This is a genomic window from Mariniluteicoccus endophyticus (genome assembly GCF_054780035.1).
In genome coordinates, this window is the sequence record NZ_BAAGXC010000016.1 from 250399 (window position 1) to 264409 (window position 14011).

The following is a 14011-nucleotide window of genomic DNA, read 5'->3' on the forward strand; positions in this document are numbered from 1 at the left end:
CATGACGAGCGGACGCATCACGTTCACCGGCAACCCCTGGCCGCTGGGCCACGCCATCAGCGACCTCACGATGACCCTGCGGGGTGACGAGGACGGTTCGGGCGTGCGCCTGCACCTCCACGTGGAGTCCGCGGCGTACGACGCGGAGGGGCCGGGACGTCCGGCGACCGGCGGCAGCCGGCACGGCTGGGACGATCCCGCCGACTGGATCGGCAGCGGTTCGTCGATCATCTCGTCGACGGCCTGGGACAACCGTGGCGTGCAGGTCGACGTCGACGACCGGCTCGGCTTCGACGAGATCGACCTCACCGGCACCTACCGGGTCGACGAGGGCGACTACGACCCGTCGGTCCCGCTCGAGGAGCGCGCGTTCGGCGCGTTCGTCATCGGCACGAGCGTCGTCGGCGACCACACGATCGAGCTGACGCGTACGGGCGCCAACCTGTTCGACCTGCGCTGGACCGGTCGTCTGGCGACGACGTGGACGGGCGAGACCGAGCTGGCGCACGACTTCAGCGTCGACGCGCGCGGCGTGCGCCTGAGCTGACGTACGCCGCCGCGCGCCCCTCAGAGGGGCCGCAGGCCCCCGAGCACGAACTGACCGTTCTCGGCGGGTTCCATGACGATCGCCAGGCCCGATCCCGAGGTTCCCCACGGGGTGGTGACGCGCGCGTCGAGCGGCTGCGGGGCACCCTGGCCGTTCCACACATACTTCGTGCCATCGCGCGAGCCGTAGAGGTGCTTGGCGTCGGACATCTGCGACGACCATCGCTCCATCAGCTCGGTGCGGCCGTCGGTGAGGCGGGCGAGGACGGGGCCGGCCGAGGCCAGCTCCATGTTGGGCGAGACCGTGAGGGTGACGTCCTTGACGAGATCGTCGGCGACGGTGGCGGAGGCCAGCAGCGCGCCGTCGGCCGCCTTGTAGAGGCCGATCGTCTTCTTGGTGGGGTCGGCGGTGTCGCCCCACGCGGCGATGACGCCGCGGGAGAAACGGCCGGGCTGCATCTCGCCGACGGTGCCGTCGGGGGTCCGCTGGGGGCGTACTTCGCGGGATGCCTGGCCGGCGTCGGAGGGGTTGTAGACCCACTTGCCCCGCTGGGGGGCCGAGACGAGGAAGCCGTCCGGCGCGACGCCGAGGGCGATGTGGTCGCCCGGCAGCGCAACGGGCGCGAGCGTGGCGGATCCGGTGACGGTCCACTGCTCCTTGCCGGCCATGACCATGAGGCCGCCTCCCTGGGCGAAGACCTTCGCGCCGGTCGGCAGCACGATCACCTTGGGCTCGTTGTTCTGGGCGCCGTCGAGCGGCCACAGGAACAGGCTCTGCCCGTCGACGACGGCGACCATGTTCGCGCCCTGGACCTGAGCGAGGACCGTGCGGGCGGCGCCGGACAGGCGCGCACCGGTCGAGGTGAACACTGGCTTGCCGGTGTCGGCGTTGAGGACGTTCAGCGCGCCCTTGTTGTCGACGTAGGCGACGCGATTCTCGCCGACCACGACCGTGGCGGTCTGGCTGATCAGGTTGGACCATTCGTAGTCACGGCTCCACGACGGCGGGGCGTCACGCTGGGTCAGCGTCTTCGGCGCCTGGGCGACCGCGGCGGTCGAGCTGCGGTATTCGCTGACGGCGATGAGGGCGATGCCGGTGATCAGCGCGAGGACGATCGCTCCGGCGGCGAGCCACTTGAGCGGGAACGTCTTCTGGTTGCGGCGCTGGTCGGTCTCGTACGCCGACGCCTGGGACACCGGGTAGCCGGCGGACGCCTGCGAGACCGGGAACGGCGCGGACGTCTGCGACACCGGGTGGGACGCGCTCGACTGCGACATCGGGTAGGTCACCGACGGCGGGTAGCCGGCGCTCTGGGCCGAGACCGGGTAGCCGGCGCTGGAGGTCGACAGCGGGTGGCCGGCCGAGCCCGGGTACTGTGCCGCACTCGCCGGAAGCACGGGTGCCGCGGGGACGTTGGCCGACTGGGGCATGGCGGGCTCTCCCCACCCCTGCTGGTGGGGGTAGGCGGCCTGCTGGGCCTGGGGGTCCTGCGCGAAGCCGTGCTGGCCCGCGTCGGGGCCGTAGCCGCCCGGCTGGCCGGCGGCGTGACCATAGCCCTGGTCGTAGCCGTGCTGCCCGTGGCCTTGCTGGTCGTATCCGTGCTGCCCGTACCCCCGCTGGTCATGGCCGTACCCGTGCGGGGCGTGCTGGCCGTTGTCGGTGCGGGGACGGCGGCCGGTGTCGTCCTGACCGGTCGCGTACGACTGCTCGGCCCCGTACGCCTCATAGGAGTGGCCGGCGACGTAGGAATGCGCATTCCCGTGGGCGTGGTCGGCCCCGTAGGCGTGGTCGGCCCCGTAGGCGTGGGCGTGGTGCTGGCTGATGCCGGGATCGGTGTTGCTGCGGTCGTCGGCCGGGGCCGAGCCGTCTTGGCCGGGCAGGAGGGACGAGATGTCGTGGGTCCGGGTCGGTTTCTCGCCGTCGGCGCCCGGGGCCCAGGCAGCCGTCTCGTCGTCGCCGTGGTGCCAGTGGGGATGAGCGGACCACACGGAGGCGGGGCGTGTCACATCGATGTCGCGCGGGGGGTCGAGCTGGGGGACCTGGTCGACGCGGGGGCTGACATCGTCCGACGGGTGCGGGGGCTGGGAGGGGTATCCCCCACCCAGCCCCGGTTCCTGCTGATGCCAGCCTTCAGCTCCGTGGTTGTGGGTCACGAACGGGTCTGCACCCGCGTGTTGCGGACGGCGACGCGACGCGGTCCCTGGACGGCCAGCGGACGCTGCTGCGAGACCGACGGCGCGGCGGGCGCCTTCTGGTCGGACGTGGTCGACGTCGGGTCGGTCGTCGTGGCCTTCTTCGTCGTGGTCGCGGCCTGCTTCGGCGTGGCCGACCTGGTGGTGGCCTGGGTCGTCGCCTTGGGCGCCGCTACGGCACGTGTGGTCGAGGCCGTGGTCGAGCCCGCAGTGGTCACCGGGCCAGCCTTCTCTGTCGAAACCGTGGTGGGGCTGTTCGCGGCCTTGGTGGGGGTCGAGGTCTGCGAGGGAGACACCGTGGGAGCGACGATGGTCCTGGGGCTGGCCGCTTGCTTCTTCGCCTCCGGTGCCTCATCCACGAGCGTCGGTGTGGCAGTCGCCGTCGGTGTGGCAGTCGCCGTCGGCGTCGGAGTCGCCGTCGGAGTCGCATCCGGCGTCGGAGTCGCATCCGGCGTCGGAGTCGCATCCGGCGTCGGAGTCGCATCCGGCGTCGGACTCGGATCCGGCGTAGGACTCGGATCCGGCGTAGGACTCGGATCCGGCGTGGGAGTCGGATCCGGGATTGTCGGGACCGGATCCTTCGGCTTGTAGCCCTTCTTGTCGCCGTCGACAAATCCTTGCGGATCAATGTCCCACGACTTGGGGTCGTCGAAAATCCAGACCGGGAAGTCGCCGCGGTAGTAGTCGAATGAGACCTTCCCATTCACGACGGCCGGGAGGCCATTGGGGTAGGCGGCGAAGTCTTCCCCTTCAAGATGCGCGTTGCCGTCCTCCTTGACGATCACCTTGAACTCACGCGTTCCCCGGAGGGTTTTCACCGCGACCGTGTACTCGCCGGGCACCTTGGGGACCTCGTACTCGAAGCGCAGCGCATACTCGACGAGTTCACCCTTGTCGTTGTAGATCGGCGCCCACACAGGGGGGTCGGAAACCGTGAACCGGGGCTCGGCGTTCTCGTCGGAACCGTCCTTGTCAGGCGGGGGCGTCGGTCCGGGCGGGGGCGTCGGTCCGGGCGGGGGCGTCGGTCCGGGCGGGGGCGTCGGTCCGGGCGTACCGGTCCCATCCGGCTGGGGCGAGGTCCCGGTCCCCCCAGTGGCCGTGGGCACCGGGGTGGTCGCAACGCCGGGTTCGGTCGTCTGGTTCCCGCCGGTGTTGCTGGCGTTGCCCGGCGCGGGCGACTCGACCGGCGCGGGCAGGGTCCCCTCGGGCGCGGGCGTGCCGTTTGTGCCGGGCTGCGTCGAGGCGGTGGGGTCGCCCGGGTTACGGCCGGGCTCGGTCACGGTCGTGGTGGAGTCGGTCGCATCGGCGCCGGGGGTCTGGCCGGGGTTGGCGCCGGGCTGCTCGCTGGTGCCGGGGACGTTGTTGCCGGACTCGATGCCAGTGTCGTCACCGGAGGACCCCGGGTCGGACGTCGGCTCGGTCTGCGGTGCGGGCGCGCCGGGGGGCACCGAGGCGGAGGGCTGGCCGGAGGGCTGGTTCGAGCTGTTCTTGCTCGTCGACGGCTTGATCGACTGCTGGGCCTGGGGATTGCCCGACTCGGTCTTCTGGGAACCGGTGAAGGCGACCGTGCCACCCACCAGCAGGATCAGGGCAGTGGTGCCCGACAGCGTCCACAGGGCGAGGCCCCGGCGCTTCCGGTCCTCATCGTTCGGATCACCCGGAACTTCAGTCATCTCGGACATTGCGATGGTCCCCTCGCGCTCGATCCCCGGAGCTGTCGATCGACCGCCCCAAACGCCCGTACTGTAACCGACGAAGGGCCGCACGCCACACCGGAACGAGGGGTGTTTGAGCGAGTTGTCACCGGATGTCTCCGGATTCGTCGTCTAGACGTGAACAGACGGTGAACTCCTTGTCACGGCGCGGTCACGACAGGGCGGTCAGGACGTGAGCGAGGCGACCCATCCGCCCAGCAGGCGGGCGCCCGCCTCCCCCGACTTCTCCGGGTGGAACTGCGTGGACGACAGGGCGCCGCGCTCCACCGCCGCCACGAAACGTTCACCTTCGTGCTCGGTCCAGGTCACGCGTACGTCATCGGACTCCTCCAACGACCGCACGCCGTAGGAGTGGACGAAATAGAACCGCTCCTCCCCCGCGTCGGCGAACAGCGTCGAGCCCGGCGCCGCTTGGACGGTGTTCCAGCCCATGTGCGGGAGCCGGCGGGCAGCCAGCCGCTCGACCACACCCGGGAGAACCCCGATGCCGGGCGCGTCCACACCGTGCTCGATGCCATGCTCGAACAACACCTGGTGCCCCACGCAGATGCCCAGCACCGGACGCCCATCGGCCACGCGGCTGCGTACGAGCTCGACACCGCCGACCGCGGCAAGCCCGTCCATGCACGCGGCGAACGCGCCCACGCCCGGGACCACCAGGCCGTCGGCCGCGTACGCCTCGTCGACGTCGGAGGTGAGCGTGACGTCCGCGCCCGTGCGCACCAGCGCGCGGAACGCCGACCGCAGGTTGCCCGAGCCGTAGTCGAGCAGGGCGACCCTCGGGCTCACAGGGCGCCCTTGGTCGAAGGGACGCCGTCCACGCGCGGATCGGGCTCGACGGCCGTGCGCAGCGCGCGCGCCAACGCCTTGAACTGCGCCTCGACGATGTGGTGGGGGTCGCGCCCGGACACCAGCGTCAGGTGGACGCAGATCCCCGCGTGGTGGGCCAGCGTCTCGACGACGTGCTGGGTCATCGAACCGGCATACGGGGTGCCCGGGCGCCCGTCGAGCATCGGACCCCCACCGATCAGCGCGTACGCCTGGGCGTCCGGCTCGCCGGTGACCACCGCGTAAGGCCTGCCTGACACGTCGACCACACACTGAGCCAACGCCTCGTCGAGCGGCACGATCGCGTCGCCGAAGCGGCGGATGCCCCTCTTGTCGCCCAGCGCCTCGCGCAGCGCGTCGCCCAGGGCGATCGCCGTGTCCTCGACCGTGTGGTGACCGTCGATCCACACGTCACCGGTCGTCTCGACCGTCAGGTCGATCAGCGAGTGGCGCGACAGCGCCGTGAGCATGTGGTCGTAGAACCCCACCCCGGTGGAGACCTCCGAGGTGCCCGTGCCGTCGAGGTCGACGGTCACGCGGACCGACGACTCCGACGTCGTGCGTTCGATGGTGGCGGTGCGTCCGGTCATGGTCACTCCTTGGTCGTGCGGGCGTCGGCGCCCAGATCGTCGAGCGTACGCAGCAGCGCGTCGCGGAAGGCGGCGTTCTCTTCGGGCGCGCCGACCGACACGCGCAGCATGCCCGCTGGACCCGTCTCGCGGATCAGGACCCCCCGGTCGAGCAGACCCTGCCAGAGCGCGTGGCGGTCGGCGAAGCGGCCGAACAGCACGAAGTTGGCGTCGGAGTCGACGACCTCCAGGTCGTGCTCGCGCAGCCACCCCACCAGCGCGTCGCGCTCGGCGCGCAGCTGGTCGACATGACCCATCATCTCGGCGGCATTGTCGAGGGCGACGCACGCCACGGCCTGCGTCACCGCCGACAGGTGGTAGGGCAGGCGCACGATGCGCAGGGCATCGACCAGCGCGGCCGAAGCGGCGCAGTAGCCGAGGCGGCCGCCGGCGAACGCGAACGCCTTCGACATCGTGCGGCTGACCACCAGTCGCGGGAACTGCGGCAGCAGCTCGAGCGCGCTCGGGGTGCCCGGGCGCGCGAACTCCTGGTAGGCCTCGTCGACGACGACCACACCCGTCGCCGTCGCGCAGATCGCGCGGAGGGTGTCGAGGTCGGTCGCGGTGCCCGTCGGGTTGTTGGGCGTGGTCACCACGACCACGTCGGGACGACGCTCGGTGATGGCGGCCACAGCGGCGTCGACGTCGATGGTGTGATCGGCCGCCCGCGGCACCGGCAGCAGCGCGGTGTGGGTGTTGCGCGCATACTCCGGATACATGGAATAGGTCGGGGTGAACGTCATCATCGTGCGCCCCGGCCCGCCGAACGCCTGGAGCACCTGGGTCATCACCTCGTTCGACCCGTTCGCCGCCCACACCTGGTCGGGACCGAGCCCGTGGCCCAGATAGGCGGCCAGCTTCGTCCGCAGCACCGTCGCCTCGCGGTCAGGGTAGCGGTTCAAGCCCGTCGCCGCCTCAGCCGCCGCGCGCGCGACCTGGTCGGCGACCGCGGCCGACGGCGCGTACGGGTTCTCGTTGACGTTGAGCATCACCGGCACGTCGAGCTGGGGCGCGCCGTAGGGCTCCTCCCCCACCAGCTCCGGACGCAGCGGCAGATCGGCCAGCCCCGTCATCGGCCCTCGATCGACGACGTGTCGAAGCGCAGCGTCACCGCGGCACCGTGGGCCGGCAGGTTCTCCGCCTCGGCGAACACCTCCACGGTGCGCCGGACCTCGTCGAGCGCCTGCTCGTCGTAGTGGATGACGTGGACGGCCTTCAGGAACGACTTCACGTTCAACCCCGAGCTGTGGCAGGCGCAACCGGCGGTCGGCAGCACGTGCGTCGAGCCGGCGCAGTAGTCGCCCAGCGACACCGGCGACCACGTGCCCACGAAGATCGCGCCCGCGTTGGTGATGCGCTGGGCGACCTCGGCCGACTCTCGCGTGTGGATCTCCAGGTGCTCCGCGGCGTACGCGTCCACCACCTCGATGCCCTGCTCCACGTCGTCGACCAGCACGATGCCCGACTGCTCGCCCCCGAGCGCGCTGCGGATGCGGTCGGCGTGCCGCGTCACGGCGATCTGGGGCTCCAGCGCGGCGTCGACGGCACGGGCCAGGTCTTCCGAGTCGGTGACGAGCACGGAGCCGGCCAGCGGGTCGTGCTCGGCCTGGGAGATCAGGTCGGCCGCGACATGGACGGGATCGGCCGAGTCGTCGGCGAGGATCGCGATCTCGGTGGGGCCGGCCTCTGAGTCGATGCCGACGTGTCCCCTCAGCAGGCGCTTGGCGGCCACGACGTAGATGTTGCCCGGCCCGGTCACCAGGTCGACCTTCGCGCACAGGTCGTCCACGCCGTACGCGAACATCGCGACCGCCTGCGCGCCACCCACCGCGTACACCTCGTCGATGCCGAGCATGTGGCACAGCGCCAGGATGTTCGGGTGGGGCAGGCCACCGAACTCCTTCTGGGGCGGTGACGTGACGGCGAGGGAGCGTACGCCGGCGACCTGGGCCGGGACGACGTTCATGATGACCGAGGACGCCAGGGGCGCCAGGCCGCCCGGCACGTACAGGCCGACGCGGTTGACCGGGATCATCTTCTGGGTGACGACGGCGCCGGGCGCGACCTGGACGTCCACCGACTGCCCGCCGAGCTCGGCGCTGCTGACCGCACGGCGGCGCTCGATGGCCACCTCGAACGCGGCGCGCACGTCGGCCTCGAGCTCGCGCTCGCAGCGCGCGAGCACGTCGGCGGGCACCCGCAGGTGTTCCGGCACCACGCCGTCGAACCGCTGCGACAGGTCGCGCAGCGCGTCGGCGCCACGGGCGGCGACGTCGTCACACACGGGACGCACGGCCGCGAGGGCGGAGTCCACGTCGAACGCCGCGCGCGGCACGAGTCGCGCGTAGTCGAGGGTCTCACCGGCGGCGAGCCGGCCACGAAGGTCGATGGTTCGAAGCACGGACCGATCCTAGTCGTCTCACGGACTGTGGGGCCGCCCCTTCTCGGCGTGCAAGAATCGCCGCCATGTTCATCGGCTTCGGCACCGTCGTCAACGTCCTGACCGTCGTGGTCGGGGCGGCGATCGGCCTCCTCCTCGGGCACCGGCTGCCGGTGCGTACGCGAGACACCGTGACCGACGCGCTCGGTCTGGTCACCCTGCTCATCGGCGCCCTCACCACGATGGACGTGACCAGCAAGGTGCTCAGCGACGCCGTCGGAAACAACGCCCCCGTGCTGATCGTCCTCGGCTCGATGCTCGTCGGCGGCATCATCGGCTCTCTGATCGACCTCGAGGCCCGACTCGAGGGGCTCGGCGGTTGGCTGCGCCGACGCCTCATGCGCACGTCCGACGCGGCCGCAGCCGATGCGAGCGACACCGGGATCGACCCCGAGACCGGCGCGGCCCACCTGTCGGCCCGCGAACGGTTCATCCAGGCGTTCGTCTCAACCTCCCTGCTGTTCTGCATCGGCCCGCTGACCATCCTCGGCTCGCTCAACGAGGGACTGGGCCGCGGCGCCGACCAGCTCCTTCTGAAGGCCGTGCTCGACGGCTTCGCCTCCATCGCGTTCGCCGCCTCCCTCGGCGTCGGCGTGATGGCCTCGGCGATCGTGGTCGCCGTCGTCCAGGGCGGCCTGACCGTGCTTGGGGCCCTGTTCGGCACCTTCCTGCCCGAGCCCCACCTGCTCGCGCTCACCGCCACCGGCGGCCTGCTCCTGCTCGGTGTCGCGCTGCGCCTGCTCAACATCCGCCAGGTGCCGGTCGGCAACATGCTGCCCGCCCTCGTCGTCGCCCCGCTGCTCGTGCAGCTCGTCATCTCCCTGGGCTGACATGGCGAAGAAGGACAAGGCATCGGCCGGTACGCCGGCCACCGTCGCGCTGGGCCGGGCCAAGGTCGCGTACACGCTCCACCCCTATGCCCACGACCCCTCCGCCGTGAACTTCGGCGAGGAGGCCGCCGACGCGCTGGGCCTCCCCCACGACCGGATCTTCAAGACGTTGCTGGCCGATGCCGGCGGCGAGCTGGTCGTCGCCGTGGTCCCGGTCTCGGGCCAGCTCCACCTCAAGGCACTCGCGGCCGCCGTGGGGGCCAAGCGGGCCATCATGGCCGACCCCGCCGTCGCCGAACGGGTGACCGGCATGGTCGTGGGCGGGATCTCCCCCATCGGGCAGCGCACCCGCCACCGCACCGTGGTCGACGCCTCCGCGCTCGACCACGCCACGATCCACGTGTCGGCGGGCCGCCGCGGTCTTCAGGTCGAGCTCGCGCCGGCCGACCTCGTCGCCGTCACCTCGGCGCTCGTCGCCCCCATCGGTCGCCGCTGACAGGGCTCACTGCACCGGCACGCGGGCCGTGCCCTCCTCGGGGTCGCGCAGCAGCGAGCTGGACAGCATGATGGGCAGGACCGCGCCGAGCGGCCAGGCCAGCAGGGCGACGTGGGCGCGCAGGGTGAGGTCGATGGGCACGTGGGCACCCGGTGGAGCCTGACCCATGCGCTCGTTGAACCCGTTGGGCCCCAGCCACCAGCCGAACTGCCACGTCGCCAGCGCCATGACCAGCGCCGCGAACGCCGCGATGAAGACCACCGGCCAGCCCAGGCCGGCGAACCATCTCCACACCAGGTAGCCGATCCCCAGCCCCACGACCACGCCGATCGCGGTGAACCAGGCGTCGCCTGCGACGTAAGTGGCCAGCCCGCGCTCGCTGGTCTCGACCCACGAGTCGGGCGTCACCACGTACTGGGTGAGCGGCACCAGAAGCTTCCACACGAAGCCGGCAGGAACGCCGCCGAGAACGGAGATGACCCCGAGCACGCCCATCCACAGCCCCACGGGCTCCTTCACGGGGCGACGGTTGGCCTGCGGCGACTGGCTCGTGAGGACGACGATCGGCAGCGTGCCGGTGGTCACCGAGTCGCCCACGTGCTGGATCGAGGGCTGGGCGGGGTCGTGGGCCGGCGGGGACGTGGTGCCCTGCGGCTCCTGAGGCGGGATCAGCTGAGACATGACGGCCCCAGCAGCGCCTTGAGGTCGGCCATGAGCGGCGGTGAGGGCGTCACCCGCAGGGCCTGGTCGACCCGCCAGACCGACACCTTGTTCTGGGTCTGCAGCCGCAGCTGGACCTCGGTCATGCCGGGATGGGCCTTGAGGACGTGGCGAAGCTCCTCGACGACCGGCGGCGTGCACCGCGTGGCCGGCAGCGTGATCACCACGGGCTTCGACGGGCCCTCGGTCACGTCGGGGACCGTGACCTCCTGGGCCATCATCGACACGGAGTCCTCGCGAGCACGCACGGTGCCTCGGATGCGGACGACGACGTCGGTCGCCAGCGACGTCGAGACGAGGTTGTAGACCTTCGGGAACAGCACGACCTCCATCGACGCCTCGAGGTCCTCCAGCGTCACGATCGCCATGTAGTCGCCGGTCTTGGTCGTCTTGCGGACGATCGAGGTGATCATGCCCGCCACCGCGACCTGGGTGTCGCGCGGCCCGTCCTCGGCCATGAGGCGGCCGATGGAGATGTCACGCTCGTTGTCGAGGATGTGCTCCAGACCCTGCAGCGGGTGGTCGGAGACGTAGAGGCCGAGCATCTCGCGCTCGAACGCCAGCTTCGTCCGCTTGTCCCAGTCGCCGATGTCGGGGACCGGCGCGAGCGTCGACAGCGCAGAGCTGCTGCTGCCCTCGTCGCCGAAGCCGGCGAAGAGGTCGTCCTGGCCGTTGGCCTGGTTGCGCTTGACGTCGATGACCTGGTCGATGTTGTTCTCGAAGATCTCCATCAGCGCGCGGCGCGGATGGCCCAGCGAGTCGAACGCGCCGGCCTTGATCAGCGACTCGACCAGACGCTTGTTGCAGGCCTGCAGCGGGGCCTTGTCAAGGAAGTCGTTGAACGAGGTGGCCTTGCCCCGCTCCTCGCGTTCGGCCGACATCAGCCCGACGACCGCCGCGCCGACGTTGCGTACGGCCGACAGCCCGAAGCGGATGTCCTTGCCCACCGGGGTGAAGTTCATCTCCGACTCGTTGACGTCGGGCGGCAGCACCTTGATGCCCATGTGACGGCACTCGCCGAGGTAGACCGCCATCTTGTCCTTGTCGTCCTTCACCGAGGTGAGGAGGGCGGCCATGTATTCGGTGGGATAGTGGGCCTTCAGGTAGCCCGTCCAGTAGGACACCAGCCCGTACGCGGCCGTGTGGGCCTTGTTGAAGGCGTAGTCGGAGAACGGCAGGAGCACGTCCCACAGCGCCTTGACCGACTCTTTCGAGAAGCCGTTGTCGAGCATGCCCTGCTCGAAGTTCACGAACTCGGCGTCGAGGACCTCGCGCTTCTTCTTGCCCATGGCGCGGCGAAGCAGGTCGGCGTTGCCGAGGGTGTAACCCGCCAGCTGCTGGGCGATGGCCATCACCTGCTCCTGGTAGATGATCAGGCCGTAGGTGGTGTTGAGGATCGGGTCGAGCGCCTCTTCGAGCTCCGGATGGATCGGCGAGATCTCCTGCTTGCCGTTCTTGCGCAGTGCGAAGTTCGTGTGGGCGTTGGCGCCCATCGGGCCGGGACGGTAGAGCGCGAGGGCGGCCGAGATGTCCTCGAAGTTGTCCGGTTGCATCAGCCGTAGGAGCTCGCGCATGCCGCCGCCGTCGAGCTGGAACACGCCCAGGGTGTCGCCCCTCGACAGCAGCTCGTAGGTCTTGCGGTCGGTCAGGTCCTTCGCGAGCTCGTCGAGGTCGACGTCGATGCCTTGGTTGAGCTTGATGTTCTCCAGCGCGTCGCCCATGATCGTCAGGTTGCGCAGGCCCAGGAAGTCCATCTTGACCAGGCCCAGCGTCTCGCACGTCGGATAGTCGAACTGGGTGATGATCGCGCCGTCGGCCTCGCGCTTCATGAGCGGGATGATGTCGATCAGCGGCTCGCTCGACATGATGACGCCGGCGGCGTGGACGCCCCACTGGCGCTTCAGCCCCTCGATGCCGATGCCCGTGTCCACGACCTGCTTGACCTCGGGCTCCTGCTCGTAGAGCTCACGGAACTCGTTGCCCTCCGAATAACGCTTGTGGTTGGAGTCGAACAGGTCCTTCAGCGGGACGTCCTTGCCCATGATCGCCGGCGGCATCGCCTTGGTGATGCGGTCGCCCATCGAGAACGGCTTGTCGAGCAGGCGTGCGGCGTCCTTCACGGCCTGCTTGGCCTTGATGGTGCCGTAGGTGACGATCATGGCGACCTTGTCGGCGCCGTATTTCTCGGTGACGTAGCGGATCACCTCGGGCCGGCGGCGGTCGTCGAAGTCGACGTCGAAGTCGGGCATCGACTTGCGCTCCGGGTTGAGGAAGCGCTCGAAGATCAGGCCGTGCGGGATGGGGTCGAGGTCGGTGATGCGCATCGCGTACGCGCACATCGACCCCGCGCCCGAGCCGCGGCCGGGGCCCACGTGGATGCCGTTGGCCTTGGCCCACTTGATGAAGTCGGACACGACGAGGAAGTAGCCCGCGTACCCCTTGCCGAGGATGACCTCGGTCTCGTACTTCGCCTGCTTGTGGGCGTATTCGGGCACGCCGTCGGGGAACCGCTCCTGGAGGCCTCGCTCGACCTCCTTGACGAACCACGACTCCTCGTTCTCGCCCTCGGGGCACGGGAAGCGCGGCATGAACCGGCCCTCGCCCTCGGTGAACTCGATCTGGCAGCGCTCGGCGATGTCGAGCGTCGTGTCGCACGCCTCCGGCAGCTCACGGAAGAGGTGTCGCATCTCCTGCGGAGACTTCAGGTAGTAGCCGTCGCCGTTGAACCGGAACCGGTTCGGGTTCATCTTGGTCGACCCGGCCGACACGCACAGGAGGTCGTCGTGGGCGTCCGCGTCCTCCTTGTGCACGTAATGGAGGTCGTTGGTCGCCACCAGCGGAAGGTTCAGGTCCTTCGCGATGTCGAGCAGGCCCTGGCGTACGGACGTCTCGATGTCGAGCCCGTGGTCCATCAGCTCGACGAAGAAGTTGTCCTTGCCGAAGATGTCACGGAACTGCGCCGCCGACTCCAGCGCCTCCTTGTACTGCCCCAGGCGCAGGTGGGTCTGCACCTCACCCGAGGGGCAGCCGGTCGTGGCGAGCAGCCCTTCGGCGTATGTGTTCAGGAGCTCGCGGTCGGCGCGCGGCTTGTAGAAGAAACCCTCGAGCGACGACCGCGTCGACAGGCGGAACAGGTTGTGCATGCCGGCGGTGTTCTCGGCCCACATCGTCATGTGGGTGTACGCGCCCGAGGCGGCGACGTCGTCGCCGGTGCCGTCGCCGAAGCGGACGCGCTTGCGCTCGGAGCGGTGGGTCTTGGGCGTCAGGTAGGCCTCGAGGCCGATGATCGGCTTCACGCCGGTGCCCTTGGCCTTCTTGTAGAACTCGTAGGCGCCGAACAGGTTGCCGTGGTCGGTCATCGCGATGGCGGGCATGCCCATCTGCTCGCAGCCCGAGAACAGGTCACCCACACGCGCCGCACCGTCGAGCATCGAGTACTCGGAGTGGACGTGGAGGTGGACGAAACCATCCGACGACGAACCCGTCATTCCGCCAACGCACCTCCGCCGTCCGACTCTTGAGAGCCCCCACCCTAACCCGGAATGCCAACGTGTTCGATCCCGCCACGGCCCAAGCGGAACGGTCCACCGACACCGGGTGACGGCGCAGCAGGA

11 protein-coding genes are annotated in these 14011 nt (G+C 70.1%); 3 read left to right on the top strand and 8 right to left on the bottom strand.

The features are described from left to right. Position 1 precedes the first annotated feature (1 nt). On the top strand, positions 2-547 hold the full coding sequence (locus ACYVGD_RS06535; protein WP_460742214.1) for a hypothetical protein: 546 nt from the start codon (positions 2-4) through the stop codon (positions 545-547). A 20-nt stretch (positions 548-567) separates the two neighbouring features. On the opposite strand, the gene ACYVGD_RS06540 is transcribed toward ACYVGD_RS06535, so the two are convergent. The 6 genes from ACYVGD_RS06540 to hisD form a co-directional block, all read right to left on the bottom strand. Further along, a complete protein-coding gene (locus ACYVGD_RS06540; RefSeq protein ID WP_460742216.1) occupies positions 568-2700 on the bottom strand; it encodes a hypothetical protein in 2133 nt (710 codons plus the stop codon). Then, complete coding sequence (locus ACYVGD_RS06545; protein ID WP_460742217.1) at positions 2697-4412, bottom strand: hypothetical protein; 1716 nt, start codon at positions 4410-4412, stop codon at positions 2697-2699. The genes ACYVGD_RS06540 and ACYVGD_RS06545 overlap by 4 nt, the downstream gene beginning before the upstream one ends. A gap of 207 nt (positions 4413-4619) precedes the next feature. Continuing rightward, positions 4620-5243, bottom strand: coding sequence for an imidazole glycerol phosphate synthase subunit HisH (gene hisH, locus ACYVGD_RS06550; protein WP_460742219.1), 624 nt, complete (start codon positions 5241-5243; stop codon positions 4620-4622). Beyond that, on the bottom strand, positions 5240-5872 hold the full coding sequence (gene hisB, locus ACYVGD_RS06555) for an imidazoleglycerol-phosphate dehydratase HisB (protein ID WP_460742221.1): 633 nt from the start codon (positions 5870-5872) through the stop codon (positions 5240-5242). Before hisB ends, hisH begins: the two co-directional genes overlap by 4 nt. 2 nt (positions 5873-5874) lie before the next feature. Next, entirely contained in the window at positions 5875-6984 is a 1110-nt protein-coding gene (locus ACYVGD_RS06560; RefSeq protein ID WP_460742223.1) for a histidinol-phosphate transaminase, read from the bottom strand. Further along, positions 6981-8312: a histidinol dehydrogenase gene (hisD, locus tag ACYVGD_RS06565; protein ID WP_460742225.1), complete on the bottom strand. Its 1332-nt coding sequence runs from the start codon at positions 8310-8312 to the stop codon at positions 6981-6983. Before hisD ends, ACYVGD_RS06560 begins: the two co-directional genes overlap by 4 nt. A gap of 65 nt (positions 8313-8377) precedes the next feature. Here hisD and ACYVGD_RS06570 point away from each other — a divergent pair, with 65 nt between their 5' ends. Continuing rightward, on the top strand, positions 8378-9181 hold the full coding sequence (locus tag ACYVGD_RS06570; RefSeq protein ID WP_460742227.1) for a DUF554 domain-containing protein: 804 nt from the start codon (positions 8378-8380) through the stop codon (positions 9179-9181). Position 9182: 1 nt separating this feature from the next. After that, a complete protein-coding gene (gene ybaK / locus ACYVGD_RS06575; protein WP_460742229.1) occupies positions 9183-9677 on the top strand; it encodes a Cys-tRNA(Pro) deacylase in 495 nt (164 codons plus the stop codon). Between the two features lie 6 nt (positions 9678-9683). On the opposite strand, the gene ACYVGD_RS06580 is transcribed toward ybaK, so the two are convergent. Both ACYVGD_RS06580 and dnaE read right to left on the bottom strand, forming a co-directional pair. Further along, positions 9684-10358 (bottom strand): hypothetical protein, encoded by a 675-nt coding sequence (locus ACYVGD_RS06580; RefSeq protein ID WP_460742231.1) that lies wholly within the window; start codon positions 10356-10358, stop codon positions 9684-9686. Further along, a complete protein-coding gene (dnaE, locus tag ACYVGD_RS06585) occupies positions 10346-13885 on the bottom strand; it encodes a DNA polymerase III subunit alpha (RefSeq protein WP_460742233.1) in 3540 nt (1179 codons plus the stop codon). Before dnaE ends, ACYVGD_RS06580 begins: the two co-directional genes overlap by 13 nt. Positions 13886-14011: the final 126 nt, after the last annotated feature.

Excerpts from the sequence above, each read along its gene's own strand:
- dnaE (WP_460742233.1), bottom strand. The coding sequence starts at position 13,885 with ATGACGGGTTCGTCGTCGGATGGTTTCGTCCACCTCCACGTCCACTCC.
- ACYVGD_RS06570 (WP_460742227.1), top strand. The coding sequence starts at position 8,378 with ATGTTCATCGGCTTCGGCACCGTCGTCAACGTCCTGACCGTCGTGGTC.
- ACYVGD_RS06580 (WP_460742231.1), bottom strand. The coding sequence starts at position 10,358 with ATGTCTCAGCTGATCCCGCCTCAGGAGCCGCAGGGCACCACGTCCCCG.
- ACYVGD_RS06535 (WP_460742214.1), top strand. The coding sequence starts at position 2 with ATGACGAGCGGACGCATCACGTTCACCGGCAACCCCTGGCCGCTGGGC.
- hisB (WP_460742221.1), bottom strand. The coding sequence starts at position 5,872 with ATGACCGGACGCACCGCCACCATCGAACGCACGACGTCGGAGTCGTCG.
- ACYVGD_RS06545 (WP_460742217.1), bottom strand. The coding sequence starts at position 4,412 with ATGACTGAAGTTCCGGGTGATCCGAACGATGAGGACCGGAAGCGCCGG.
- ACYVGD_RS06560 (WP_460742223.1), bottom strand. The coding sequence starts at position 6,984 with ATGACGGGGCTGGCCGATCTGCCGCTGCGTCCGGAGCTGGTGGGGGAG.
- ybaK (WP_460742229.1), top strand. The coding sequence starts at position 9,183 with ATGGCGAAGAAGGACAAGGCATCGGCCGGTACGCCGGCCACCGTCGCG.